This is a genomic window from Rhizobium altiplani (genome assembly GCF_001542405.1).
Taxonomy (GTDB): Bacteria; Pseudomonadota; Alphaproteobacteria; order Rhizobiales; family Rhizobiaceae; genus Rhizobium; species Rhizobium altiplani.
In genome coordinates this window covers 200,863-227,088 of the sequence record NZ_LNCD01000138.1, presented here as the reverse complement: position 1 = coordinate 227,088, position 26,226 = coordinate 200,863, and the positions used below count along the sequence as shown (strand labels likewise).

Here is a 26,226-nt window from a genome sequence, read left to right as displayed (position 1 = left end):
GTCTTGAAATGCTGAGGAACCTGTTGGCAACGGCCGCAATGGCCAGCGCATTGATTGTCGCGCAACCTTCACTTGCGGCATCCCCGCCGAACATGCTGGTGATCGGTACCAATCTGACCGGCATCAGAACGCTTGATCCGGCGCAGAACAATGCGCGGACAGTCTCCGAACTGATCTCCAACCTCTACGATAATCTCGTGCAGTTGTCGCCGGACGATCTGAAAACGTTGAAGCCGATGCTCGCGACGAAATGGAGCGTGTCGGACGACGCCAAGGTCATCAGCCTGACGTTGCGCGACGACGCTGTCTTCCAAAGTGGCAATCCTGTCACGGCAGAAGATGCTGCCTGGTCGATCCAACGCGTCATCAAGATGGGTCAGGTCGGTTCGACCGATATCGCGCTATGGGGCTTTACGCCTGACAACGTCGAGAAGCTTGTACGAGCCAAGGACGAGCGCACGCTCGAGATTGAACTTCCACGACCCGTCAATACGGATCTGGTACTCTATTCCCTTGCCGGATCGTCGATCGGCATCGTCGACAAGAAAACGGTACTGTCGCACGAGGCGAACGGCGACCTTGGGGGCGCTTGGCTGTCGGCCAACTCGGCGGGAAGCGGGCCGTTTGCGCTTGCCCAATGGCGTCCAAATGATGTTGCGATCTTCAACGCGCAGAAGGCCTATTGGGGTGGTGCCCCGGCCATGGCGCGAGTTGTTGCACGTCATATTCCCGAATCCGGCAATCTCAGACTGCAGCTTGAAGCAGGTGACGTCGATGTCGGGCAATATCTGGCAAGCGGCGATCTCGATGCCTTGTCCAACAACAAGGAGATGGTGATCGACAACGTTCCGGGCCTCGGCTTCTACTACATTGCCCTCAATCAGAAGGATCCGGATCTTCAAAAGCCCAAGGTTCGCGAGGCCTTCCAACATGCGTTCGACTGGAAGGCGATTTCCGGCAATATCATGCGCTACACGGGCTTCCCTTGGCAGTCGATGATCCCGCGCGGGATGATTGGCGCTCCCGATGAAGCGGCGTCCCGCTATGACTACGATCCCGCCAAAGCCAAGCAACTGCTTGCAGAGGCAGGGTATCCCAATGGATTGAAGAAGGTCCTCAATCCGTCCGGAGCGGCAACCTTGCCGTTTGCCGAGGCGCTGCAGGCGAGTGCGCGCGTCGCCGGACTTGACCTTGATCTCGTGCCTGGCGAATTCACGCCAGCGTTCAGGGAGCGGAAATACGAAGTCCTGCTCGGAAACTCGGGAGCCCGTCTTCCCGACCCCTTCGCTGTTGCCACCCAGTACGCCTACAATCCGGACAACAGCGATGAGGCACGTCTTGGAAGTTACTATCTATGGCGGGCCGGAATGAAGGTGGATGAACTTAACACGCTCGTCGATCAGTCGATGAAGGAACGTGATAGCGGCAAACGCACGGAAATCTTCAAGAAGATGGATAGCGTCTATTCCGGAATGGATGCCCCGCTCGTCATCTTCTTCCAGCGGACGGACCCTTATGTCATGCGTTCCGCAGTCAAGGGTTACCACGGCCACACGACCTGGTCGACGCGCTGGCACGACGTAACCAAGGAGTAAGGGGTCGTGGCGAATGCCGATCTAGTATCCAAGCGAAATTCCGACACCCCTTTTAGCGAAGAAGAAGTGGCCTATGTCGCGCCGCATCCACTCGCAATCATTCTGAGACGGCTGGCAGGGCGCGTGGTGGCGATCGTGACCACGCTGCTCGGCCTGCTCTTTCTTACCTTTTCGATGGGGCGGTTGCTTCCCGCCGACCCGGTGCTTGCCATCACCGGGCCGGAGGTCAGCAAGGAGGTCTATGATCGTGTCTACAACGAGCTGGGACTAGGGCAGCCGATCCTCGTGCAATTCCTGAGCTATGTCGGAAGGGTCGCGACAGGCGACCTTGGAACATCGGCAACGACCGGACAGCCGATCCTCACCGACCTATTGGCGATCTTCCCTGCGACAATCGAGCTTGCAGTCATCGCCATGATCGTCGGAGCGCTTGTCGGTGTACCACTCGGCATCACGGCTGCCGTCAGGCGCGGCACCGTCATTGATCACGTTGCACGGATCGTTGCGCTGGCCGGTCATTCCATTCCAATCTTCTGGACCGGCCTGATGGCGCTTTTCGTCTTTTATGCAAAGCTTCAGCTTGTCGGCGCATCGGGACGCGTCGACGTATTCTATGAGGGGCTCGTCACACCTATAACCGGCTTTCTGTTGATCGACTCTGCGCTCGAGAGGCAGTGGGACGTGTTCCAGAGTGCGCTTGGTCACATCATCCTTCCCGGCGCCATCCTTGGCTACTATTCCGTGGCCTATATCAGCCGCATGTCGCGCAGCTTCATGCTCGAGCAGCTCAGTCAGGAATACATCGTGACGGCCAGGGCAAAGGGGCTTGGGCGCCGCATGGTCGTCTGGCGCCACGCCTTCAGGAACATTCGCGTGCAGCTATTGACGATCATGGCGTTGACTTTCGGGGGGCTTCTGGAAGGCGCAGTGCTGATAGAGACCGTCTTCGGATGGCCGGGACTTGGCCAGTATCTGACGCGTGGGCTTCAGATGAATGACATGAACGTCGTGATGGGAGCAGTGCTGACGATCGGCGCCGTCTTCCTGACGATCAACATCCTTTCGGATGTGCTTTACCGCATCCTTGATCCGCGAACACGGTGACGCCGATGACGATGTCCACAGAACAAGCCGACCGCATCGACGGCAGCCGCTTTCACAAATGGCTGCGCGCGCCCGAACCCCAGGGCTGGTTTCAATCGAGCGCGCAGCAATTCCATCAGGGCTGGCTGAAGTTTCGCCTTCACCCGCTCGGCCTGGCAGGATTGGCAATCATTGTCCTTTTGATCCTTGTTGCGCTCGCCGCACCACTCCTGACGGCTTATGATCCGATCGTCCAGGACATGGCCGGACGCCTTTCGCCACCATCCGCGGAGCACTGGCTCGGGACCGACAATTTCGGCCGGGATGTCTTCGCCCGTATTGTCTACGGCGCCCGCACGACGCTCTATATCATTATTCTCGTCTCCGTCATCGTTGCTCCAATGGGACTTTTAATCGGTACCTGCTCGGGCTATTTCGGCGGAATTGTCGATGAAGTTCTGATGCGCATCACCGACATCTTCCTGTCGTTTCCGGGGTTGGTGCTGGCGCTCGGGTTTGCGGCAGCACTTGGTCCGGGCATTACCAATGCCATCATCGCGATCTCGCTCACGGCCTGGCCACCGATTGCACGCCTTGCGCGCGCAGAAACGCTCAGCCTGCGAAAGGCCGACTTCATCGCCGCCGTGCGGCTCCAGGGCGCAACGCCTGCAACGATCATCACCCGTCACATCCTGCCGATGTGCATTCCCTCCGTCATTGTGCGCGTCACACTGAATATGGCGGGCATCATCATTACGGCAGCCGGCCTCGGCTTTCTTGGCCTTGGCGCGCAGCCCCCCTGGCCCGAGTGGGGCGCGATGGCGGCGACCGGCCGCGAATTCATGCTCGACAGCCCATGGGTCATTGCAGCACCCGGCATTGCAATCGCCCTCGTCAGCCTTGCCTTCAACCTCGTCGGCGACGCGCTTCGCGACGTTCTTGATCCGAGGGGTTCGCAATGAGTACGTCACTTATCGATATTCGCAATCTCGAGATCGCCTTCGGGCACGGAACAGTGAGGGCCGTGCGCGGCGTCACCTTTTCACTCGGACAGGAAAAACTCGGCATCGTTGGTGAGTCCGGATCGGGAAAGTCCACGGTTGGTCGCGCGATAATGAAACTGTTGCCACCGACCGCAATCGTCAGTGCTCAGCAGATGACCTTTCAAGGCGTGGATCTGCTCAAGGCCGACGAGCGCGCGATGATGACGATCAGAGGACGGCGGATCGGGTTGATCTTGCAGGACCCGAAATATTCGTTGAACCCGGTCATGCGGGTGGGCGAGCAGATTGCCGAAACCTATCGCTTTCACTATCCCAAGGCCACTTCGAAACAGGCCTTCGAGCAGATGCTCGCGATGCTGGATGCGGTCAAGATCCGAGATGTTGAAAAGGTGGCTCGCCTCTATCCGCACGAAATATCGGGTGGCATGGGCCAGCGCGTGATGATCGCCATGATGCTGATTGCCGAGCCCGAGGTTCTAATCGCAGACGAACCAACCTCGGCGCTTGATGTCACGGTGCGGCTTGAAATTCTGGCATTGCTGGATGAGCTCGTTGCGCGCCGTAACCTCGGTCTGATTTTCATCAGCCACGATTTGAACCTCGTTCGAAACTTCTGCGACCGTGTCCTTATCATGTATGCCGGCAGGGTCGTCGAGGTCCTCAAGGCCCGCGAACTGGAATCTGCAAAACATCCCTATACACAGGGTCTGCTTGCATCGCTGCCCTCGATCGACAACCCGCCCACCCGCTTGCAGATCCTGAAGCGTGACCCGGCCTGGTTAAATGACAACGTGCTGGAGTTGCCGCGGTGATTGAAATCAGCAACCTCACAGTCCGCTTCGCCGCCACCCTGAGGCCGGTCGTCAAAAATCTCAGCCTTGCTGTCGGAAAGGGCGCTGCGTTTGGGCTCGTTGGCGAATCTGGCTGTGGAAAATCAACGGTTCTACGCGCCATGTCCGGCCTCAATCCACAATATGAGGGGCGGATCAGACTGGACGGCGAAACGCTGGACCGCCGGCGCGACCGGCCATTTTTCCGGCGGGTCCAGATGGTGTTTCAGGATCCTTACGGATCACTCCATCCCCGCAAGACGATCCGCTCACAGATCAAGGAGCCGCTCCGCAATCAGGGGCTTGCGAGCAATTCGATTGATGTCGATGCAGTTCTCCGCTCGGTCGGGCTGGACCCGTCACTCAGCTACAGATTCCCACATCAGCTCTCTGGTGGGCAACGCCAGCGTGTTGCGATCGCCCGCGCCTTGGTTCTTGATCCGGCCGTTCTGCTTCTCGACGAGCCGACCTCTGCGCTTGATGTCTCGGTCCAGGCGGAAATTCTCAATCTTCTGGACGATCTGCGGAAAGATCGCGGCCTGACCTATCTGCTCGTCAGCCATGACCTCGCCGTCGTCTCCCACATGTGCAGCAGGGTCGCAATCATGGAAGCTGGCGAAATCGTTGAACAAGTCGAGATCGAGCGCTTGCGGCAAGGTGCGGTCGAGCACCCCTATTCGCAGCGTCTGCTGCAAGCAAGCAGGCTCTATGGTAAACAGGTTCACGCCATGACGTAGGGCTGTGCTGACCAGTTCCTGGGGCTTGCGGACTGCGAACACGTGATGCCGGCGGGTGCGTCATATTATGACCCGGTCCCCTAGCCGCTATACTTGAGATCGTCGTGATCACTCAGCAGCTTTGAGCGGCCCCAGTGCCACGTCGGTCGTGTAGTTCTCGCGCATGAAGTTGATGAAATTCTGCTGGAACTGACGGGTATGCGCATGCGCAAGCTCATCGGCAAGTTCGACGTTGCGCTCACGGATCGCCTCTAGCATCTGCCCGTGCTCATCCGTCAGGAGGTATCCTTCGTGAGTTCGTTCCAGATACTCGAAGTGTAGATGGAGCATCCTCTGGCCCTGCGAAAGCAGCCTCTCGTAGAACGATGCCAGATACTGGTTTTTCCCCGCATGGGCGATTGCCATGTGGAATTCCTTGTTGGCTTCCGACATGGCCAGGTGGTTGCCGGTCTTGACCGCCGTCGCGAATGCTTTGTCGCGTTTGGCGATCACTTTGAGGTCCTGTTCGGTGCGGAGAGCCGCAGCGAGCCTGGTATTCATGCGCTGGGCGATATCGAGAGCCTCGACATATTTTGGGAAGGTGGCGACTTCGATCGGTGACACGATCGTGCTTCGGTTCGACAGCGTCACAACCAGTTCGTCGGATCCAAGCCGGATCAATGCCTCACGAACCGGGGCACGGGACATGTTAAAGCGTTCCGCGAGTGTCGTCTCGTCGAGCAACTGGCCGGGTGGCAGGGCAAGCGAGAGGATTTCGTTGCGGAGTGTTTCGTAGACGCTTCGCGAGCCAGTTCCACGGGTCCGTTTCACTTCAATTTCGTCAGACACTCAAGTCCCTTTCGCTTGCCGAGTGCGCATTGGGCCAGAAATTCGGCTTCACAGCAATCTTAAAATTTCCTCTTGACTTTGTCGACACCCTGTTGACAGATAATGGCCAGTCGACACGTAGCCGACAGACAAAAGCAATAGAAACGGCTTCAGCCGACGAGTGGAACAACGCGCTTCGCGCACAGCAAAGAGGAATGCCGATGCTCTCGAAGATCATAACGTCCGCACTGCGGGCGATGCCCGCGCTCGCCCTGATGGGAGGCTTTTCACTCACAACAGCTCACGCCCAGAATGCCGAAGGGTATTGGCAGGGCGTGCAAAAGGCAGGCGTGCTGAAGTGCGGCGCAGCCGTTGCTCCGCCCTACATCATGCGCGATCCGGCATCGGGCGAGTATTCCGGCTTTTACGCGGATCTATGCCGCGAGTTTGCTGATGCGCTGAAGGTCAAGCCTGAGTTCGTGGATACCACGTGGGACAATATTGTTGCCGGCCTCCAAGCAGGGAAATGGGATGTATCGCTTGCGTTGAACCGGACTCCGGCGCGTGCCATGGCCGTGCAGTTCTCAATCCCGGCGATGGAGTACCAGATCTCTCTCGCCTACAACAAGAACAACCCAAAGATCCCTCAGGGCGCAGCGTCGGTGGCTGACCTCGACAAGGCCGGCGTCACGATGGCGGTCATGTCCGGCACCGCTCAGGACAAGGCGATTTCTGCGGCCATCAAGACTGCGACAATCATGCGCCTTCCGGGCAACGATGAGACCCGTCTTGCGCTCACCTCAAAGCGCGCAGACGTCCTTGTTGATGCTTCTGACACGAACCTGCTTTTGACCCAGGCCAATCCGGATTGGGCGGTTGCCCTTAATCCGAAACCCGCGCTCGCCAAGCAGGGCGTGTCCTTTGGCCTGCCGCACGATCTGTCGGCCGCCGACGTCGAAGTCGTCAACATCTTCCTGGAAGAAAAGGTAGCCACCGGTCACGTTGACGAGCTGATCAAGAAAGCCGTCGATCAGGTGCTCAGGGGTTCGAACTGATCAAGTCGGGCGTCGGCCTGCCGCCGGCGCCTTTCTCGTTTTCAGACAAACCGAGATCGGCCATGACCATGTCTTTTAGCCTTCCCCTCGTGAAAATGCAGGCGTTGCACAAGAGCTACGGCAGCGGCGCAATCCAGGTGCTCAAGGGCATCGACATCGAAATGAAGCCCGGCGACCGTGTCGTCGTAATCGGTCCCAGCGGCGGTGGTAAAAGCACGCTCCTGCGCGTCATGATGGGGCTTGAACAGATTGACAGCGGCAGCGTCAGCTTTGATGGGAAGCCGTACATCTCTTCCGACGGTCGGGCGAGGAGGACGATCATCGACACGGAGGTCCGCCGTTCGATCGGCATGGTCTTCCAGCACTATACGCTGTTTCCCCACCTCAATGTCATCCAGAATCTTATTCTCGCTCCCTGCAAAGTCCGCGGCGAACCTAAAGCGAAAGCCACGTCCCGCGCCCAGGCTCTTCTTCAACGCTTTGGTCTTGGCGCGAAGGCAAAAGCTTATCCGGCCCAGTTGTCGGGCGGGCAAAAGCAACGCGTTGCGATTGCTCGTGCACTAATGCTCGATCCCAAATTGATGCTGTTTGACGAGGTGACGTCGGCGCTTGATCCGGAGCTGGTCAGCGAAGTCGAGCAGGTCATTATGCAGCTCGCCTCGCAGGACATGCCGATGATGATCGTCACGCATGACATGTGGTTTGCCAAGAATATTGCTTCGCGCGTTATCTTCTGCGCCGGTGGTGTTGTCGTCGAAGACGGCCCGCCCGAACAGGTCTTGGGATCTCCCAAGGAGGAACGCACGAAGGAGTTCATCGACCGCGTCTTCCATATCAAGCAATAGGGGATCGTTATGAACTACACGTTCGACTTCGAGGCGGTCTCGTTTGCTCCACTTTTGCGCGGCCTGGCCGTCTCGCTGGAATTAACTGCCGCAGCAAACGTGATTGGCATTATCGCCGGTTTCGGCCTCGCGCTCTTGCTGATGAGCCCAAACCGCGTTGTACGAATGCCGTTCATGCTGTTCATCGAGTTCTTTCGCTGCACGCCGGCGATCGTTCAGATCGTCTGGATCTTTTATTGCGTGCCGATGCTGTTCGATGTCTTTCTCGACCCGATCACCATGGGCATTATAGCGCTTGGGTTGAACCTGACTGCCTTCAATGCGGAAGCCTACAGGGCATCGATACAGGCGGTGCCAAGAGAGCAGCTGGACGCCGGGATCGCACTGGGTCTCAATCCCTGGCAGCGCATTCTGTACATCGTGTTTCCAACGGCTTTTCGTGCCTCCGTCCCAGTGCTGCTCACGAATGGTATCGTGATCTTCCAGCAGAGCGCGCTTGTTGCGATCGTCGCGATCGCGGACCTCATGTACGAAGGCAAATCGCTGGCGACTGAAACCTACCGTCCGATCGAGACCTTTACGGTCGTTGCGCTCATCTATTTCGCGGTGTCGTTCCCGGTAACCCAGATCGTGGGGTTGCTTGAGCGTCGCCGCCAATTGCTTGTGAGCTAGGAGACCTGTGATGTCGCTCGACTTTTCAATTCTTGCACGGTTCGAACATGCCCTCTTGCTCGGGCTCCTGACGACGCTGAAGCTCACTGCCGTCTGCATTCTGTTGGGATGCTCGCTTGGCTTCCTGGTCGGCTTGGCCAGAACCTCACGCGGTGCGGTACTTCGGGTGATTTCGGGCATCTATGTGGAATTCTTCCGTGGCACGCCTGTGCTGATCCAGCTCTTCTGGATCTTCTTCTGCCTGCCGCTGATCCTCGGCGTCGAACTCTCTAATTTCATGTCGGGCGTCATTGCGCTGACGCTCTATATGGGCGCCATCACCAGCGAGACATTTCGGGCGAGCTTGAAGTCCATCGGACCAGAGCAATCAGATGCATGCATTGCGCTCGGTCTGCCTCGCCGGATCCAGGTCATCAGCGTGATCTTGCCGCAGGCAGTTCTGCGCGCGATCCCGACACTTTTGTCCAACTGCGTCAGTCTCTTCAAGGAAAGCGCACTGGTTTCGGCCGTGGGAATGGCTGACCTGATGTTCGTCGGCCAGAACATATCCAACAACACAGCTCGTCCTGTTGAGGTCTTGACCGTCGTCGCTTTGATCTACTTCGCCATCGCGTTTCCGCTCACGCGCGCCGTTACGCTCATCGAGAGCCGCATCCTCAAGAAGCTCGCAATCTGAAGCAATCCGATACAGGAGAATGAACAATGAAACTTTCCGGCGTCATGCCTGCACTCATCACCCCGTTTGATGCGAATGGGAAGGTTGATTTCAAGGCTTACGAAAAACACCTTACAGCCATGCGGGCCGCCGGCGTCACCGGTTGGGTTCCGATGGGATCGACGGGGGAATACTCCGCTCTGTCCAACGATGAGCGCATTGAAGTCCTGAAGTTCGTGAGGGACTTCGCGAACGACGGTGAAATCCTGATTGCGGGTACAAACGCACCCGCAACACGCGAAGTCATTGCGAATACGCTCAAGGCCAAGGAGATCGGCTACGACACGGTACTGCTGGCCACACCGTTCTACACACGCCCGACCCAGGAAGAGCTTCTCTCCCATTTCAAGACGGTGCTGCGCGAAACCGACGTCAATCTCGTCCTCTACAGCTATCCCTACAAGGACGGCGTAGAGATCGGCTTCGATATTCTCGATGCGCTCGCCGATGATCCCCGTGTGCTAGGCATCAAGGAAAGCTCTGGCTCTCTGCAACGCGCCATCGACATCCATGCCCGCTACAATGGCCGCATCGATCTGGTGTCTGGCTCTGACGATATCGCGCTCGACTTCATGTTCTGGGGTGCCGATTCCTGGATTTGCGGCCCGGCGAACTGCATGGCAAAGGCCTGCGTCGATCTTGACCGCACCTTCCGCTCCGGTGATCTGAAGGCGGCACGCGAAAAGATGATCGTTCTCTACCGCGCGATGAACATCCTTGAGAGCGGCAAGTTCGTGCAGAAGATCAAGTATGGCTGCGAATTGCAGGGTCTACCGGTCGGCAAGTGCCGCGCTCCGCTTGGCGAATTGACGGCAGGCGAGAAGGCTGAATTCAACGCGGCAATGCAGCCAATTCTGAACTGGTAGTCAATCGGGCGGCCAGGCATGCATTGCCGAGGCCGCCGTCGCAACGTCGAGGAACTGACGTGGGTCAAACTGTTGTCGTCGGGGCCGGGATCATCGGCACAGCCATCGCATACCAGCTCCAGCGTCGCGGCGAGCCCGTCGTCCTTGTCGACCGGGTCGCGCCTGGCTTGGGGGCGTCATTCGGCAATATGGCAAGTATTGCGGTCACCGAGTTCATGCCGGCGTCGCGACCGGGCGTATGGGCGCAAATGCCCGGCTGGACGCTGGCTCCGGAAGGCCCTGTTCGCGTTCGCCCCTCCTACTTGCCAAGGCTCCTGCCGTGGTTCCTGCGGTTTATCGCAGCTAGCCGCCCGTCGAAGCTGCGCGAGCTCGAGGCGGCAGGATCGGTTTTGTGCCGTCGTGTCTATGAGGATCTCGACGCACTGTTGGCGCAGACGGGTCTGCAGCACATGCTCTCGTCGGAAGGTTGCCTCAGCGTCTACACGGACGAGGCCGAGTTCAGGGCCGATCACGAGCATATTGAAATCCTGGACCGTTTCGGTTTCCGCTATGAAATCCTGGAGGGAAACGCCATTCGCGATCTGGAGCCCGCCGTGACGACCAAGATCGGAAAGGCGGTGCTTTTCCCTGACAACCGGTCAATTGCCGACCCCTACAAGCTCGTGCTTGCGCTGGCCGACAGGTTCCAGCAACTGGGTGGCGCTCTCGAAACTGGGGAAGTGGTCGGCTTCGCTCAAGATCAAACCGGAGTGAGCGACGTCCGGCTAAAAGACGGTCGCGATCTCCAGTCAAAAAGGGTAGTTCTCGCAGCAGGCGCTTTCACCGGACGCCTCTCCGCGATGCTCGGCGAACCGATCCCGCTTGAGACCGAACGCGGGTATCACACGCAGATCATGGCTCCAGGCATCTCGATCCGCCATTCGCTGATCTGGCCGGCCCGCGCCTTCATGGTGACTCCGACTGCCGGCGGCATCCGTGTCGGAGGCACGGTCGAAATGGCAGGCCTCGACGCCGCTCCTGACTATCGCCGTGCGAAGGTCTTGGTGAAGCGTGCCAAGGAAGCCTTACCGGATCTCAAAGCTGAGCGAACATCGGAATGGATGGGTCATCGGCCCGCAATGCCCGACACCGTGCCGGTCATGGGTCGCTCGGCAAAACACGCCAACGTCTGGTACGCAACCGGGCATGGGCATCTCGGGCTGACTTACGGAGCGACAACTGCCCGTCTCATGACCGACCTTATTACGGGAGCGACGCCGCCCGTCGACATGAAACCCTATCGCGTCGACCGGTTTTGAACCGCCTGCTGCGCTAACAACAAGGGAAATTGCAATGCGAAACGAATTGTACATCGATGGCAAGTGGGTGAAACCGGCCAAGGGCGGCGCCTGCGAGGTAGTGAACCCGGCGACCGAAGAAGTAATCCAAACAATCGCTACTGCAACTGCTGAAGACGTCGACATCGCCGTTAAAGCCGCACGCCGCGCCTTCGACAAGGACGGATGGCCGAAGCTGTCAGGCGCACAGCGCGCCAGGTACCTGCGCGCGATTGCCGACGGCATTCGCGCCCGGCAATCTGACATCGCCCGGTTGGAGGTCCTCGACAACGGCAAGCCGTTCCCCGAGGCAGACTGGGATGTCGCCGACGCGGCGGGCTGCTTCGATTTCTATGCGGGCCTCGCCGAACAGCTCGACAACAACCCCGAGGAACTGATTGCTCTCCCCGACGAGCGGTTCACTTCCAAAGCCGTCAAGGAACCGATCGGCGTTGCGGGCGCAATTATCCCTTGGAACTACCCGCTGCTGATGGCTGCATGGAAAGTTGCTCCGGCGCTTGCCGCCGGCTGCACAGTGGTACTGAAGCCGGCGGAACTAACCTCGCTGACCGCTCTTGAGCTCGCCGCCGTGGCGCACGAAGCAGGACTTCCCGCGGGCGTCCTCAATATTCTCACGGGCTCCGGCTCGGTCGCTGGCCAGGCGATCATCGACCATGAGGGTGTCGACAAGCTTGCCTTCACGGGATCGGGCACCGTGGGCTCGAAGATCATGGCGGCCGCGGCGCGCGATATCAAGCGCGTTAGTCTCGAGCTTGGCGGCAAGTCGCCCCTCGTTGTCTTCGAAGACGCCGATATCGACGAAGCTGTCGAATGGATCATGTTTGGTATCTTCTGGAACCAGGGACAGGTTTGCTCGGCGACATCTCGCGTTCTCGTGCAAGACACGCTCTATGAACGGCTTCTTGCTCGTCTGGTCGAAGAGACAAAGAAGATCAGGATCGGCAACGGTCTGGACGAAGGTGTCCTCCTTGGACCGCTGGTCTCCAAGCGTCAACACGAGCAGGTCGTCGCCGCGATCGAGAGCGCGCGTAGGGCCGGCGCCACGATCGCATGCGGGGGTCGGCGCCCCGAGGGTTTCGACAAAGGCTATTACCTACAGCCGACTGTGCTGACCGATGTGCCACTCGACAGCGACGCCTGGGTTGAAGAGATCTTCGGCCCGGTTGTCTGCGTCAGGCCATTCAACACGGAAGAGGAGGCGATCGAACTCGCGAACGATAGCCGCTTCGGCCTGGCGGCGGCAGTCATGTCCAAGGATCACGTGCGCACCGAACGCGTGGCGTCGGCTTTCCGAGCCGGCATCGTCTGGATCAACTGCTCGCAGCCGACCTTCACCGAGGCGCCGTGGGGCGGTTACAAGGAATCCGGCATCGGGCGTGAGTTGGGGCGCTGGGGTCTGGAAAACTATTTGGAGACCAAGCAGATCACCACATACGTGACCGACAAACCCTGGGGCTGGTACATCAAGTGAAAACCGCGCCGTTCCATTTCGAGAAGTCCATCGAACTGCTGCTCGTTCACTGCCAGGGTGAGCTCGGACATGTCCTCGTCAGCGGTGCGCCTGAAATTCCAGGCGCGACCATGCTGGAGAAGATGAATTACGTCAACGCCGTCGACGACAGCCTTCGACGTTTCGTGACCTTTGAACCGCGTGCCAACGTCGCCATGTCGGTGAACCTTCTCGTTGCGCCCACCCGGCCCGATGCGGATGCGGGTTTCATCGTTCTACAAGCCGACCGCGCTCATCCGATGTCGGGTAGCAACTGCATCTGCGTCGTGACTGCACTTCTGGAGAGCCGACGCGTTCCAATGGTCGAGCCCGAGACGACGGTTCGGCTCGATACACCGGCCGGACTGATAGTTGCTCGGGCGCGCTGCGAAGACGGGCGCTGCCTTTCCGTAAGCCTGGACAACGTTGCGAGTTTTGCCGAGCTTCTCGACTATGAGATCGAGACCCCCGCCTGGGGTCGGATCAAGATTGATGTCGCATTCGGCGGTGTTTACTACGCATTGGTCGACGTCGGCGAAGTGGAGCTCACCATCGCGCCAGAGAATGCCCGCGAACTCGCCGAGGCCGGGATCGAGTTGAAGCGGGTTCTCGCCGAACAGGTCAAGGTTTCGCATCCGATGCTGCCAGGGGTCAATGAAATCGCCTACGTCATGTTCCGCGACTGTGAACCCGATGGAGCCGTGCGAACTTGCACGACGCTTCCGCCCGGCCGCGTCGACCGCTCTCCCTGCGGTACGGGCAGTTCGGCCAACCTTGCAACACTTTACGCGCGGGGATCCGTTTCGGTCGGCGACAGCAGAATATCGCGCTCGATTATCGGTGGCGAGTTTCTTGCCGAAGCAATCGGGGAGACGGAAATTGGCGGCCGCAGGGCGGTCTTGCCGCGCGTCACGGGGCGCGGCTATGTCTACGGGCGGACGGAACTGCGGGTCGCAGACGACGATCCTTTCAGAAGCGGATTTGCACTTTCGGACACGTGGGGGCCTCAAGCTGGCCTTCTTAAATGAGGTGAGGACATGACGAAGTCACTCGATGGAAAAGCGGTGCTCGTTACTGGCGCTTCGGGCGGTATTGGGGCGGCGGTTGTTCGACAGCTTGCCGCAGAAGGCGCCCAGCCGATTATTCATTACGGTCGGGACAGGTCGGGCGCGGACGCTTTGCTGGCCGATGTCGGAACCGGCTGGATTGTGCAGGCCGACCTCTCGACGACAGAGGGTCCGTTCAAACTCTGGGAGAAATCAGTCGCGGCAGCGGGGCGTATTCATGGGCTCGTCAACAATGCCGGCGTCCGCACGGAAATCTCCATCGACGCTTCGCCAGCAGATTGGAAGGCCGCGTGGCAACACGAGTTCCAGATCAATTTCTTTGCTGCCGCCGACCTCTGCAAGGAGGCGATCCGCCACTTCCAGGAGAGCGGTGGCGGACGTATCGTCAACATTACAAGCCGCGCCGGACAACGCGGCTATGCGGCCGATGCGATGCCCTATGGGGCAACCAAGGCAGCACTCGCCAACCTGACTAAATCCATCGCGCGCAGTTTCGCAGCCGATGGTGTGACGGCCGTCGCGATTGCGCCCGGCTGGGTGCGCACCGACATGGCACAGGACTTCATCAAGACCCACGGGAAGGCGGCAGCGGTTGCCGACATCCCGATCGGCGAGATGGCCACACCAGCCGAGGTGGCGGAGCTCGTGGCCTTTGTGCTCCGATCCAGTCAGGCATCGCTTAATGGGGCAACGATTGACGTCAACGGCGGAAGCTACATCAGATAGAAGGGAATCTCCATGAAGCGTTTTCAAAACAGGGTCGCGATCGTGACCGGCGCCGGCGGAGGGATCGGATCCGCGATCGCGCGTCGCCTGGCCGCCGAAGCTGCGCTTGTGGTCGTCACGGATGTCAACGAAGAGGCCGCGCTCCAAGTGGCCGAGGTAATTCAGGCAGAAGGCGGAGCGGCCACCGTCATTGGCGCCGATATTTCTCGAAAAGTTTCGTGCTTCGAACTCGTCGAGAAGGCGTTTGCCTTGAATGGTCGGATCGATGTGCTTGTAAACAACGCTGGTATCAATCGTCGCGGGAACCTGCTGTCGCTGTCTGATGAGGACTGGGATGTCAGCTTCACAGTCAACCTCGACTCGATGTTCCACCTCTGCCGGGCCGTCCTTCCCCATATGATTGCTGCCGGGGGTGGCGCCATCGTAAATACTGCCTCGCAATGGGGACTCTACCCCGCTCCGAACCACATTGCCTATAATACCACCAAGGCCGCGGTGGCTGCCTTCACGCAGAACCTCGCGCGTGACTATGCTCCGGACAAGGTTCGCGTGAATGCGGTATGCCCCGGCGAAATCCATACGCCAATGCTGGAAGCGGGCGTGAAGCGCTCAGGACGCACCATCGCGGATCTCGATAGGCTCGTTCCCTTCGGCCGCATCGGCAGGCCTGATGAGGTCGCGGCGCTGGTTGCCTTCCTGGCTTCGGAAGAAGCAGCTTTCATGTGCGGGTCGCTCGTTGAAATTACTGGTGCGCAGGCGGTCGCGTAATCGCACTTTGCCGTTTGTTTGCGGACGAGAATGGATGCGGGCAGGCGCTTCGTGGTCGATTGGGGGCTGCGCCGGAGCCGCCGCCACTCGGTCTGCGCGTCCCTCCCAGAACGCCTCACCGTGGACGCTGCGATAACGACACGAGCGGCGGCGACATCCCGACGGTGACCACACCCCCCACCTGGTCCGCCGGGAAAACTGATGGACTGCTAGATGAACCTATCAATCCAACCCACGAGAAGCGCACGAAACCGGTACCCCTCGACTGTGGGGCAGCGTTTCAATCGTGCGATCGACATTTAACCGTTGTCGGCGGTTATATTGCGTTGAGAAGCCCTCGGCTTGTGATGAGGTGACATTAATTTGCGGGCAGCTGCCACATTTCTCAGTGCGAGAAAAAGGAAAGCCCCCGGTTGAAGTTTGCGAACAAGAACAAACAATGGCAGTATTGCAGCTTCCGGGGGACACCGCTCATGGCCGGGCAACGCGAACCTGACATTCAAAACCTGATCAATGGACCAACTTCATGGGGACTGGCCACGCGCCTGGCAGTTCGGCATCTGGAACGTGCTGGAATTGAGGTTGCGCCTTTGCTGTCGCGGTCTGGCCTTACAAGCGCAGCGATCGCAGAGCGCCGGCGAATTCATGTCACCGCGCAAATGCAGTTCCTGCAGTTGGTCGCTCATGTTTCGAAGGATACTTGGATGGGTCTTGCCTTGGCCAAGGAATGCGACTTGCGTGAAATGGGGATGCTTTACTACGTGATGGCCTCGTCACGCGATCTGAGTGATGCTTTCACGCGTCTTGGAAGATATGTCCGCCTCGGAAATGAGGCACTTGTCGTGCGGCTTAAGGAAAAGCCGGCATGCTCTGTCGAAGTCTCCTACACGGGGGTGCAGAGGCATCGCGACCAGCATAACATGGAGTTGTTGTTATTTGCCCTTTTGCGCCTCTGCCGCAAACTCGTCGGACGGGATCTTTCGCCGCACAAGGTGAGATTTGTCCATCATAGAACTGGCGACCTGACTTATATCCGGCGAGTATTTGGATGTGAGGTCGAATTCGGAGCAGAGACGGATGAAATCATGTTCAACGCCGGAACGCTGGAGCTCCCGGTCGTTGGAAACGACCCATTTCTCAACGAACTGATACTGAAGATGTGCGACGAGGCGATGGCAAACCGGATGGCCAATACCAGCCGGTTCCGAACGATCGTGGAAAACAATATTGCGCCTCTGTTGCCGCATGCCGAGGCGACTACAAAAACCGTCGCAAAACGGCTTGGTTTGAGCGAGAGGACATTTGCTCGAAAATTGGCGGCCGAGGGCCTAAACTTTAGTGAGGTCCTGGATCAAATGCGCCGTGATCTTGCGATGCGTTACCTCGAAGACGATCTTCAGGCGTCCCAGATTGCCTGGTTGTTGGGGTTTCACCATCCGAGCTCCTTCAGTCACGCTTGCCGCCGTTGGACAGGTAAGAGTCCGCTTGAATTTCGGCGCGCTCCTGTCCAAGTCCCGACAGACGAAGCAACAGCATGATGCTCTTCTTTTTATACGCAAACTCGGACCGCACCTCTCGTTCCTTTCAGGCTCATTTATCCCGGTGCCATACGAGCGACATGCCAGTCGGCCCTTGTAATGTGCCGTTCGTCGCATGACGTCGCCATCTGATCTGCTTGCGCAAGGGCCCAGCTATTCCGTTGCTTTCGCGCAGATGGCGGACAGCGTGGAGGGCGGTTGCGTCGAGTTTTGCGTCAGCTGCCGGGCTCCTGTCGCATTGCTTCGGCGCGACGCATGAAGTCTTCGGCCGTGCCGACCGAAGGGAAGTCGGCGGCGAAGCTGCGAGCCACGAGCAGAGCCTGCTCGCGACCGCTGTTGTTCCACGAGACCCACACGAAGCGCGACAGGTGCTCGAATTCTTCCCGCAGCGTTCTCGCTGACATCAGTTCCTCCTCCTGAGGCGTTTGCAGGCGGGCGCGATGGGGAGACTTCCCGGTCTCCTCGGTGTGCGCAGCAGATTGGCCGCACCTTCGACCGTCAGCCGTTCTGCACGGGGGCACTTTTGCAAGTTGCGCTTTGATTGAACTGAAGGACCCATCCGGCCGCATTACGACCGGCAATGCAACCAGATCCCAGCCCTCCGGTCGCATTGCCGTGCATTGACACTCAATTACTTCGTCTCCGCGCAAAACCAGTACCGTTTTCGACCGGTCGAAATCTTGCTGCCCGAAGACAATTACTTGCGTTACGCTGCCACGGGTTCACAATGTGCGGATTACGCACTCCTGCTCAGGCAGAAGCGCGAATGGATCAGGTTTAGACAGTCATCCGCGCCGCCGACCCAAGGAGCGGCAGTTGTGGCTACGGGCCATCGGCATACGCTACGCGACGATGGTGATCGCGAGAGTGATCAAAAACTCTGGCATAGGATGAGGTTGGCCAGGCAAAAAGGCCACGCCTGAGCACAAGCGGGGCGAGGAGAGCGTTTGGACATTAAATGAAACGGCGAATAACGAAAGGAGCCGCCATTTCAACCCATCAAACAAGCAACGCTGCCCTTTGTTCCACGCCACTCCAGCCTTCAGCTGGCGCTGCGTCCGGATAGCGTTCGCCAAGCACGTAGCGTATCATTCAGTGGGCAGTTCCATTCGTCTTCTTTGTCGGGATCGCGGACAAGGATATGATGCAGGCAGACACGCAACGGAGGGTTTTCGATGGCTAGCCTTCGGATAGATGTGATGAGAATGGTGAGGCGCAACAAGCTGGTTGGCATGTGGGCGGCGGAAAAACTGGCGCTTGCCGAAGAAAATGCCAAAGCATACTCGGATGAGCTTGCCCGAGGGGCGGTTGACGTCAAGCGCAACGATATCCTTGCCATAATTCGAAGAGACTTTGACGCGGCTGGTGTGAATCAATCGAATGAGGATATTCTGGCAGTTATGAACGTCTGTTGGCTTGAGGCTGGAAATCAAACAGAGACGTCGGATGCCGGTGACGGTGCGCTTGTGCAGATTGCGCGCAACCTGGTGAAGTAAAATCTGGCTACACTCTGCGTGCCAGAGAGGCGGCGGATAGGCGGAGCTCCCGGCGGTCTAAGGCCTCGCGTGGGATGGTATTCTGTGACCGTCCTTTGTCTCGCGCACGTTCTGATCTGGTTCACCGGGGGAAATTGGTGAAGCGATCCACAAAATGGCCGTCCGGCGCGTCAATGTCCATTGCCGCCCATTGGGGCTGGCTTCGCGCTTTTCCCAAAAGGGCCTCCGGTGCTATTCGGATATCGGTCACAACAAGCTGGAGCCTACCTATGTCCGAGAAGCGAAGGGTCGTCGCCGTTATACCTTGCAACAATCTCGTTGCGAGCGAAGACTTTTACGGCCTGCTGGGCTTCCGTCGCGATCCGGATTCTGAGGACTACGGCGATTACGTGATATTGACGGACGACGGAGGCGCCGAAATCCACCTGACGAAAGCGGCCGAGGACTGGCTCGTTCCCGGCAAGAGCCCGTTCGGCATCTACTTCTACGCAGACAATGTCGAAGAACTGGCGGCCCGGCTAAAAGGCAGGCTTCTTTATCCACCAGTCAAGCAGCCATGGGGCATGTTCGAATTCGCAGTGTCCGATCCGGACGAACACCTGGTGCGCGTGGGCCGGAGGATCGATTGATCGGGTCTGGACCTGCGGTCCTGAAAACGGGGGAGAGGAACCCGCACACCGCCTTTCTATTCCCCGTAGCGACGACTACCGTTTACATTCCGCCCGACGATTTCCCTGATGATGGTCAGTGTTTCTCTGGCGGCTTCGTTGGGCGGCAGGGCCGTGTCCGCGACATTGCTGACAAGCCTGGTGATGTCGTGATCGATATCCTTTTCGGACCATCGTTTGCCCTTGGCGACAGTAATGTAGACCGAATAGGCGTGGTGCATCGTCCCTGGTCGTTCGCCGATGATGTGAAGAATGCCTCGGAAGCTGTTGGGATTTGCCCTTTCGAAAAGTAGCTCGCCGATCCTGTATCCGGCTCTCACCCTTCCGCTGGTAACAACAATGTTCTTGTTGCTCATTGTGACGCCGGATGTGGCCAGCAGCCGACGCATCTCCTCGAGATAGGGTGCAAGATGTCCATCATCCATGATTGCCTTTGCATTCAGTCCGTCGGAAATGACGATCTGACCTTGAGGGACATCCTCTCCCCAGGCATCTCTCAGTCTTTCGACGTCCCGCATTCCTTCCGCGTTCAACATCTCGCCGCTCATGGGATGGGCTATGTAGTCATTGCGATCCCTGGACTGTGTGTGCACTGAGACGGCATCGGGAATGCCGGCGATAAACTCGGGCGTGAATTCGGTCCAGAGGGACTGCTTCGCATCCTCGTACAAGCCTTTGACCTTGGTCGAAAGCGTCTGGTTGAGATCCCATCTGTTCCTTCCATGCCCTGTGGCAATGTCGACCCCTCGCTTCTCAATCTCCCGCATCTTCTGCCGGCCTTCCGCATAGACCTGCTCACGCGATCTTTTGTCGCCCTTGGCCAGGCGATATTGGAAGTACACCCAAAGGGGATTTCCATAATTCGCCGTGTAGCGATTGTCCTTGCCCACCACGCCGAGCCGCTTGTAAAAGTCCCAAATCGCATCATTGACCCTAAAGCCGAACTTTTCGCGCAAGCGCACGTGATCCTGAAACGATGTGGTGAGGTAACTCAACATCGGGTCGTTCTTCGTTGGCAGCGCGATCAGATAAGCGGGATTGGCCGGCATGATCTGATCCTGGCACCAATCCAGGTCATCAAGGCTCACTGTCATGTGCAATGTCGTACAAATGTCCAGACCGATGGTAAGGCCATGGAGCTTGCCCATGACCAAGTCTTCGAGACAGCATCTCACGAGTTGGTCGCGGCTCTTGAAAACCTCCGGCCCGATGAAACCGGCGACATCATTGACGTGAAGCCAGGCGCCCTTGGGCTGCACCTTGGCAAGCTCCAATCCGACAGCCCTGCTGAAGCCGTATTTTCGTGACTCGAGAACCATCATGTCGACGCCGTTCGCCGCCCCATTGGTGAATTCCGAGCCCTGTCCGGTTTCAAAGTAGAGGCCATATCGCTGCCCCTTCTTCGCCCGCGCATATTTCAGGATCTTGTCAATCGTGATGTCGAAGATCTTGTTACAATCGTCAGTTCCAGCAAGGCTCTGGAACATCGTCGAGACGGTTTTGGGGAAGCTGTCGCCTACCTCGGCCTGGACATCGATGTGCGAGAGGACGCACCATGGGATCACATCCTGCAGCTTGAAGGTGTCGACAACGTCCTTGAGTGCACGTTCGACAGTGGCGACGCTGTTGACCGTACTGTCAACAGGATTGGTGCCGATGACGATGTCGCCCGTGGCATACGAAAATGCGTCGAAGACCTGCCAGATTATGTCGTCGGGATGGTCTGTCGGCGAATTGGGCTGGATGCGTGCGCCCATGTATCCCTTCGCGCCAAGCTTGGTACCAGGCATTGCGTTAAAGATCTTTCGGCTGACGGAGACGAGCTCTTCATTGCTCATCAATTTCGGCACGCAGCCGATGGTGTCGCTGGTCAGGCCATTCATGACACCTCTAATCTCGTCCTCTGGCTTTGCGAGAAGAAATTCCTTCAATTCGCCCATGGTCCAGTCCTTGACCTTTTCGTACTGGACCTGGTCGGTGGTCTGCCAGATGAGTTGTTGCAGATCATCCTGAAATAATGGCCTCGCGTAGAGGTCTGCGAGCTTGGTATTCGTCAACAGAATGCGTGCATTTCGTCGCGTCGCATCGTTGTCGGCGCCAACGCCGATTGCTTGATCTCCTTCCTTGAACTCATTGGCAGCACCGATAACCTGCTGGTATAAGGTCGGTTCAAAACCGCCCTTCATTCTTGAGATGTAGGTAAAAATATCCTCGTCTTGTTTCACCTCCTTGATGGAGAATGCATCCGGCTGGGACGCGGACTTGGCGCCATTGCTGTAACTGGCGATCGTCGCGGCGGCGGTTCCCGCCACCAGCAGAAGATCTCTTCTGGATAGTCCGTCACGCGCATCAGACAACAAGCCCTTGTTCATGGCGATACCCTTCCGTGGGTCAAAGGTCATTGGCTCTGCTATGCCTCGAACCGGCTGTCGGAGTGAAAACTTCCCGCAGCGGCACGGTTCTGAGCTGCCTAAGGTCGTTTCGCAACTGAGCGGATCCGCCCGCAAGATTACCGATCGCAATGCCGCCTTGCGAACCCTGTTGTCCAAAATCGGAACCGCCGGTTGGCTGGTACAAGCGTTACAATCTCATGACGATGCGACCGTCGATCTTTCCCGCTTCCATACGGTGGAAAATGTCATTGATGCTCTCGAGACCCTCCCAGGAGAAATGAGGTGTGACTTTTCCTTCGGCCGCGAATTGCAGCGATTCCTCCAGATCCTGGCGCGTACCGACGATCGATCCCCGAACTGTTATGCGTTTCAGGACTGTTTCGAACACAGGCAGCGATATCATCCCCGGCGGCAGGCCGACGAGTGCCATCGTCCCACGCGATCGCAGGAATCCAAAGGCCTGCTCCATGGCGGCGGGGGAGACCGCCGTAACGAGAGCCCCATGTACACCTCCATCGGTCGCCTTCCGAACCTGCTCGATGGCGTCGCCAGCCTTGCCGTTGATCGTGATGTCGGCCCCGAGCTGCTTTGCCAAGGCCAGTTTCTCTTCGAAGATGTCGGCGGCGACGACATGCATACCCATCGCCTTGGCATACTGGACGGCCATGTGACCCAAGCCTCCCACGCCCGAAATGGCAACCCATTCGCCTGGGCGCACTTCTGTCTCTTTCAGTCCCTTGTAGACCGTGACGCCAGCGCAGAGAACCGGGGCGGCGGGGCCGAACTCCAATTGGTCAGGCAGTCTGCCGACGAACTCAGGATCAGCAAGCCCATACTCGGCGAAGGTGCCATTGACGGAGTATCCGGTGTTCGACTGCGAGGCGCAAAGTGTTTCCCAACCGGTTCGGCACTGCGGGCAGTACCCGCACGCGCTGTGAAGCCAGGGCACGCCAACACGGTCGCCCTCCTTCACTCTCGTGACACCGGCACCGATCGCCGAAACATAACCAACGCCCTCGTGGCCCGGTATGAATGGTGGGCTAGGCTTCACCGGCCAATCCCCATTGGCTGCATGGAGGTCGGTATGGCACACGCCAGTCGCCTCGTATTTGACGAGTATCTGCCCCGGATGCGGAGATGGCACTGGCACATCTTCGATCACCAGGGGTGTGCGGAACTGTCGAACGACAGCGGCCTTCATCATCTGACCCATGAGTTGCCTCCCAACTGGAAACGAGACGCCGATCGATCTGAAGGTGCGTCGTGGGCCAAGGATGCGCGGGATTGCCGAGAGACCCCGCCTGGTCCACAAATGCAAAACACAGTAAGTCACGTCCCGATATCGTCGCAAAGGTAAACCTCTTCCGATCGGTCGACAACAATGAAGCGGCGAGGGGGCCTTCGGCAGTCACAGGTCGGGAAATATCCTGGCAGAGAGTAGCCTCTGGACCAGCGGATGAGGCCCATATTTCCGCTTGCGTAGGCTGCACGTCGGCTCCATGTTGATCGTATTCTTGGTCGGGAGGTTATAATGGCAACGGGCACGGTGAAATTCTTCAACGAAGACAAGGGGTTCGGTTTTATCAGCCCCGAGGGCGGCGGCAACGATGTGTTTGTGCACATCTCGGCTCTTCAGGCGTCTGGGATCCAGACCATCCGCGAGGGGCAGAAAGTCTCATTCGACACGGAACCCGATAATAGAGGAAAAGGCCCGAAGGCCGTCAATATTGAACTGCGGTGACGGATCCTCAGTCATTGGCCCGTCTACTGTATGGTGACAAGGATATATCGTCGTCAATGCCGATGCCGGCATTCTGCAGATCGATGGGTTTGTTGCTCTGGGTTGCCCCGGCTGGAAGGTGAAGACGTAGCTGACCTGATGACGGTCACGACATGGTATCTCTGAGAGGTGCGGCTCAAACAGGGCGCAACTGGGCACCCAGCATCCTGTACGGGACGAAATCTCCCATGCCAGAGGGGGAGAAGCTTAGCTCTTTTTAGGCAACGCCTGCGCTTCTCTCGCGATCGCGGGCCTCTTTGGATTACAGGGCTCTGGCCATGCTGGAATTGGGCGATCATAGTCGCAGTGAGGTAGAAGGCAGCCCTTCCGGACCGTTCACCGCCCGCTGGAAATCAAGTGCGACATCGTCCTTTCCGCGGTATAATGGTGGACTGCAAAGTTGACGGAAGGGAAGCCGATGAAAAGGCTAGCATTCGTTGCCGTGTCGCTTGCGACGGCGTTGACGAGCGTCCCGCCGGCAATGGCATTCCCCACCATCGCCGCCCCGAAGATCGATTCCCCGCAGGCGCAGCCGGTGGACTATCATGGCGGCCACGGCGGTTACTACCACGGCGGATACTATCACCATCATGGTGACGGGGGGTGGGGCTGGGCGCTCGGCGGTCTCGCGGCAGGCGCAATAGTCGGAGGATTGCTGGCGCAGCCGAACTATTATGCACCTGACTACTACGACCCGGGTTACTACGGCCCGTCTTATTATGCGCCTCGTTATTATCGCAGAGCGTATTACGGTGGCGACGCGCATACGCGCTGGTGTTATGCGCGTTATCGATCCTACAGGAGTTATGACAACACGTTCCAGCCCTATTATGGCCCACGACAGGCGTGTGTCTCGCCCTACTACTGATGGCGCGCACGGCCCTTGGCGGAAGCGAAAGGATTTGCGCATGATGTCTGCCAGCTGATGGCGCGCGATACCCCCGACCTCCATCTTATCAAGATGACCAAAAGCCTTCGGAACGGCAAAATCTTTCTTGACTATCTACGAAACGATCGCATGGCGACGGCCGTGGCGCCTCTGTCGCCGCGGGCGCGACCAGGCGGTACCATCGCTGACCTGGGCACAAGCAAAAGTCCGATCTCGGTTCACTATTCGAACGGTGCCTGTGCTGCTTGCGAAAAGCTCAGCCCGGCAGGACTATTGTGATGGTGAGCGACCGTTTGAAGAGGCAATCAAGCGTCTCGGAAAAGCAAAACGGCCAGCATGAGTTGCCAGTTGTGTCTTAGGGCCACGGCACATGGACAAAGAAGCAAAAACCACGGCCACCCGGCCTTGGCGTGTCGGTGCAACGACTGATCTGCCGCACGACCGGATAACGGTGGAGCGGTTTCGAGAAGCGTTTCCTCGTGCGCGGTGGAGCGACAGCCTGAACGCCTGGTTCGTGCCCGGTCGTACTGCGGAAAGGCGTATCAGCCGATGGTTCGCCGAAGTGGAGGCTGAGGCAGATGCATTTGCTGACGAAAAGGGCAGGGACGCGTTTGCATTCGATCCGATCGAAAGCCGATATCTCGAAGCCGCGACGGCGACGTTCCAGATCCGGACGCCCTATTCACGAAGTGTCATCAAGGAGATCCGGGAGATCCCTTATGCACGCTGGGACGTTGATCGCCGCTTATGGACTGTTCCCTACCGGTCGTTCGAGGACCTCCGCAGTCGATGGCCGGCGATCGAAGCGGCTTCCGAGCGCAGTGAGCCCGAAGCGAGGCGCGCGCGGCGGGAGGCCATCAAGGGAACGGAAGAAGAGGGCTTGTCCAAGGCGAGGACACGGGAGCGCCGGCGGAAGCGATACCCTGTTCCCGCACATGATGGCCCGCCTTTCGCGCGCGCGATCGGGACGCATGTCGGAGTCGTCTGTTTCATCGGCACTGACGGCGTGTTGGCGGACCGGCCCACGGTCAGCGCGTTCTACTTTCCCGCAACTGAAAGCGTAGAATATGTCTGGGCGTCGTGGCGCGCAGGCACACTTGAAGAACTGGTCACGACATGGCCTGCACGAACACCACCCAACAAGAGTGAGCTCGATCGGGGCTGGTGGATGCCGACGCTGGAGGAGTTGCGACCTGCGCGACGCGACGCGAGATCCAGACGGCTGGCGAAAGAGCGTAAAAGCAAGGACAGGTCATCGAATGAAAGAACGGCAAACCGCCGCCTTTGAGCAATTCCGAAGCCTGCCGCCGGTCGAGCCGATCGAAATCGTCGGATTGTGGCAGGGACGCGGCATCCCCGCCGGGCACCCGCTCGACGGCGTGCTGGAAAATCTTGGCTGGTTCGGAAAGCGGTTTAGGGCGGACATGCGTGCAGACGCATTACTGTTTGGGACGCGAGAGCGGCGCCTGATTGCCATCGATCCAGCACGGATACCGGTTTGCCTGGCACTTCGTTTCCACAAGCTCGGGCGCACGGGAGCGGCGCGGATCCTGTTCTCCTATCTGCGCCGCGGTTTTCAGGCGAGTGGTCCGGTGGCTTGCCTGAGGATCATGCGGTTTGCCGGCGCCGAGAGTGCGGCGATGGTCTATGACGAGCAGCCGATTGTCGACTATTTCCGTCGCGTCGATGAAAGAAAGATCATGGGAGTGATGACGATCAAAGGCGAAGACCAAATCTACTTCTTTGAGCTCGAACGGACGGAAGAGCTTGAAAAAGAACAGGCGCGCACCAAATAACGCCCCACTACCCGTTTCGATGGTCCTTGCCGAGCAGATTTCTGCCGCCTGCGGTCGTCCGGGTTTGGCA

At 58.5% G+C, this 26,226-nt stretch carries 26 protein-coding genes and 1 pseudogene; 23 read left to right on the top strand and 4 right to left on the bottom strand.

The window, feature by feature from the left end; translation table 11 throughout:
- Positions 1–8: 8 nt before the first annotated feature.
- Genes AS026_RS34350 through AS026_RS34330 form a run of 5 tightly spaced genes read left to right on the top strand, consistent with a single transcriptional unit; the run spans position 9 to position 5,249 of the window.
- The gene (locus AS026_RS34350) at positions 9–1,595 is read left to right on the top strand and encodes an ABC transporter substrate-binding protein (protein WP_062375225.1); all 1,587 of its coding nucleotides are present in this window, start codon (positions 9–11) and stop codon (positions 1,593–1,595) included.
- Between the two features lie 6 nt (positions 1,596–1,601).
- Complete coding sequence (locus AS026_RS34345) at positions 1,602–2,699, top strand: ABC transporter permease (protein WP_062375223.1); 1,098 nt, start codon at positions 1,602–1,604, stop codon at positions 2,697–2,699.
- 5 nt (positions 2,700–2,704) lie between these two features.
- On the top strand, positions 2,705–3,640 hold the full coding sequence (locus AS026_RS34340) for an ABC transporter permease (RefSeq protein ID WP_062375355.1): 936 nt from the start codon (positions 2,705–2,707) through the stop codon (positions 3,638–3,640).
- On the top strand, positions 3,637–4,494 hold the full coding sequence (locus AS026_RS34335) for an ABC transporter ATP-binding protein (protein WP_062375221.1): 858 nt from the start codon (positions 3,637–3,639) through the stop codon (positions 4,492–4,494). The genes AS026_RS34340 and AS026_RS34335 overlap by 4 nt, the downstream gene beginning before the upstream one ends.
- Entirely contained in the window at positions 4,491–5,249 is a 759-nt protein-coding gene (locus tag AS026_RS34330; RefSeq protein WP_062375219.1) for an ABC transporter ATP-binding protein, read from the top strand. Before AS026_RS34335 ends, AS026_RS34330 begins: the two co-directional genes overlap by 4 nt.
- A gap of 108 nt (positions 5,250–5,357) precedes the next feature.
- Here the strand turns inward: AS026_RS34330 and AS026_RS34325 are convergent, their stop codons facing one another.
- Positions 5,358–6,077: a GntR family transcriptional regulator gene (locus AS026_RS34325; protein WP_062375217.1), complete on the bottom strand. Its 720-nt coding sequence runs from the start codon at positions 6,075–6,077 to the stop codon at positions 5,358–5,360.
- A gap of 200 nt (positions 6,078–6,277) precedes the next feature.
- On the opposite strand from AS026_RS34325, the gene AS026_RS34320 reads away from it, so the two are divergent.
- The 11 genes from AS026_RS34320 (at position 6,278) to AS026_RS34270 (ending at position 17,134) form a co-directional block, all read left to right on the top strand.
- Entirely contained in the window at positions 6,278–7,111 is an 834-nt protein-coding gene (locus AS026_RS34320) for a substrate-binding periplasmic protein (RefSeq protein WP_062375352.1), read from the top strand.
- A gap of 62 nt (positions 7,112–7,173) precedes the next feature.
- Positions 7,174–7,956, top strand: a complete 783-nt coding sequence (locus AS026_RS34315) for an amino acid ABC transporter ATP-binding protein (RefSeq protein WP_062375214.1) — start codon at positions 7,174–7,176, stop codon at positions 7,954–7,956.
- Positions 7,957–7,965: 9 nt separating this feature from the next.
- Positions 7,966–8,628, top strand: coding sequence for an amino acid ABC transporter permease (locus AS026_RS34310; RefSeq protein WP_062375212.1), 663 nt, complete (start codon positions 7,966–7,968; stop codon positions 8,626–8,628).
- Positions 8,629–8,638: 10 nt separating this feature from the next.
- On the top strand, positions 8,639–9,304 hold the full coding sequence (locus tag AS026_RS34305; protein ID WP_062375211.1) for an amino acid ABC transporter permease: 666 nt from the start codon (positions 8,639–8,641) through the stop codon (positions 9,302–9,304).
- Between the two features lie 26 nt (positions 9,305–9,330).
- Positions 9,331–10,209, top strand: coding sequence for a 4-hydroxy-tetrahydrodipicolinate synthase (gene dapA, locus AS026_RS34300; RefSeq protein WP_062375210.1), 879 nt, complete (start codon positions 9,331–9,333; stop codon positions 10,207–10,209).
- Between the two features lie 59 nt (positions 10,210–10,268).
- Positions 10,269–11,507, top strand: coding sequence for an NAD(P)/FAD-dependent oxidoreductase (locus AS026_RS34295; RefSeq protein ID WP_062375209.1), 1,239 nt, complete (start codon positions 10,269–10,271; stop codon positions 11,505–11,507).
- Between the two features lie 34 nt (positions 11,508–11,541).
- Positions 11,542–13,017 carry an aldehyde dehydrogenase family protein gene (locus AS026_RS34290; protein WP_062375208.1) on the top strand — a complete coding sequence of 492 codons (1,476 nt, stop codon included), beginning with the start codon at positions 11,542–11,544 and terminating at the stop codon, positions 13,015–13,017.
- The gene (locus AS026_RS34285) at positions 13,014–14,063 is read left to right on the top strand and encodes a proline racemase family protein (RefSeq protein WP_062375207.1); all 1,050 of its coding nucleotides are present in this window, start codon (positions 13,014–13,016) and stop codon (positions 14,061–14,063) included. The genes AS026_RS34290 and AS026_RS34285 overlap by 4 nt, the downstream gene beginning before the upstream one ends.
- Positions 14,064–14,072: 9 nt before the next feature.
- Entirely contained in the window at positions 14,073–14,828 is a 756-nt protein-coding gene (locus tag AS026_RS34280) for an SDR family NAD(P)-dependent oxidoreductase (RefSeq protein WP_062375206.1), read from the top strand.
- Between the two features lie 12 nt (positions 14,829–14,840).
- Entirely contained in the window at positions 14,841–15,596 is a 756-nt protein-coding gene (locus tag AS026_RS34275; RefSeq protein WP_062375204.1) for an SDR family NAD(P)-dependent oxidoreductase, read from the top strand.
- 413 nt (positions 15,597–16,009) lie between these two features.
- Entirely contained in the window at positions 16,010–17,134 is a 1,125-nt protein-coding gene (locus AS026_RS34270; protein ID WP_245307722.1) for an AraC family transcriptional regulator, read from the top strand.
- Positions 17,135–17,349: 215 nt separating this feature from the next.
- Here AS026_RS34270 and AS026_RS34265 read toward each other — a convergent pair whose 3' ends face one another.
- The gene (locus tag AS026_RS34265) at positions 17,350–17,538 is read right to left on the bottom strand and encodes a hypothetical protein (RefSeq protein ID WP_062375201.1); all 189 of its coding nucleotides are present in this window, start codon (positions 17,536–17,538) and stop codon (positions 17,350–17,352) included.
- A 771-nt stretch (positions 17,539–18,309) separates the two neighbouring features.
- Here AS026_RS34265 and AS026_RS34260 point away from each other — a divergent pair.
- Both AS026_RS34260 and AS026_RS34255 read left to right on the top strand, forming a co-directional pair.
- On the top strand, positions 18,310–18,630 hold the full coding sequence (locus tag AS026_RS34260; RefSeq protein ID WP_245307720.1) for an ATPase inhibitor subunit zeta: 321 nt from the start codon (positions 18,310–18,312) through the stop codon (positions 18,628–18,630).
- A 269-nt stretch (positions 18,631–18,899) separates the two neighbouring features.
- Complete coding sequence (locus AS026_RS34255) at positions 18,900–19,259, top strand: VOC family protein (protein ID WP_062375199.1); 360 nt, start codon at positions 18,900–18,902, stop codon at positions 19,257–19,259.
- A 56-nt stretch (positions 19,260–19,315) separates the two neighbouring features.
- On the opposite strand, the gene eutB is transcribed toward AS026_RS34255, so the two are convergent.
- Both eutB and adhP read right to left on the bottom strand, forming a co-directional pair.
- The gene (eutB, locus tag AS026_RS34250; protein WP_062375196.1) at positions 19,316–21,670 is read right to left on the bottom strand and encodes an ethanolamine ammonia-lyase subunit EutB; all 2,355 of its coding nucleotides are present in this window, start codon (positions 21,668–21,670) and stop codon (positions 19,316–19,318) included.
- Between the two features lie 208 nt (positions 21,671–21,878).
- Positions 21,879–22,904, bottom strand: coding sequence for an alcohol dehydrogenase AdhP (gene adhP, locus AS026_RS34245; protein WP_062375193.1), 1,026 nt, complete (start codon positions 22,902–22,904; stop codon positions 21,879–21,881).
- 318 nt (positions 22,905–23,222) lie between these two features.
- Between adhP and AS026_RS34240 the strand changes: the two genes are divergently transcribed.
- The 5 genes and pseudogenes from AS026_RS34240 to AS026_RS34220 all read left to right on the top strand — a co-directional run bounded on the left by AS026_RS34240 (position 23,223) and on the right by AS026_RS34220 (position 26,156).
- Positions 23,223–23,432, top strand: a complete 210-nt coding sequence (locus AS026_RS34240; RefSeq protein ID WP_062375191.1) for a cold-shock protein — start codon at positions 23,223–23,225, stop codon at positions 23,430–23,432.
- A gap of 457 nt (positions 23,433–23,889) precedes the next feature.
- On the top strand, positions 23,890–24,339 hold the full coding sequence (locus AS026_RS34235; protein WP_062375189.1) for a BA14K family protein: 450 nt from the start codon (positions 23,890–23,892) through the stop codon (positions 24,337–24,339).
- 12 nt (positions 24,340–24,351) lie between these two features.
- Positions 24,352–24,700, top strand: a pseudogene (gene ligD / locus AS026_RS34230) (non-homologous end-joining DNA ligase LigD); the annotation flags it as partial.
- Positions 24,701–24,730: 30 nt separating this feature from the next.
- The gene (locus AS026_RS34225; RefSeq protein ID WP_062375184.1) at positions 24,731–25,648 is read left to right on the top strand and encodes a hypothetical protein; all 918 of its coding nucleotides are present in this window, start codon (positions 24,731–24,733) and stop codon (positions 25,646–25,648) included.
- The gene (locus AS026_RS34220) at positions 25,620–26,156 is read left to right on the top strand and encodes a DUF4334 domain-containing protein (RefSeq protein ID WP_062375182.1); all 537 of its coding nucleotides are present in this window, start codon (positions 25,620–25,622) and stop codon (positions 26,154–26,156) included. The genes AS026_RS34225 and AS026_RS34220 overlap by 29 nt, the downstream gene beginning before the upstream one ends.
- The last annotated feature ends 70 nt before the right edge of the window (positions 26,157–26,226 follow it).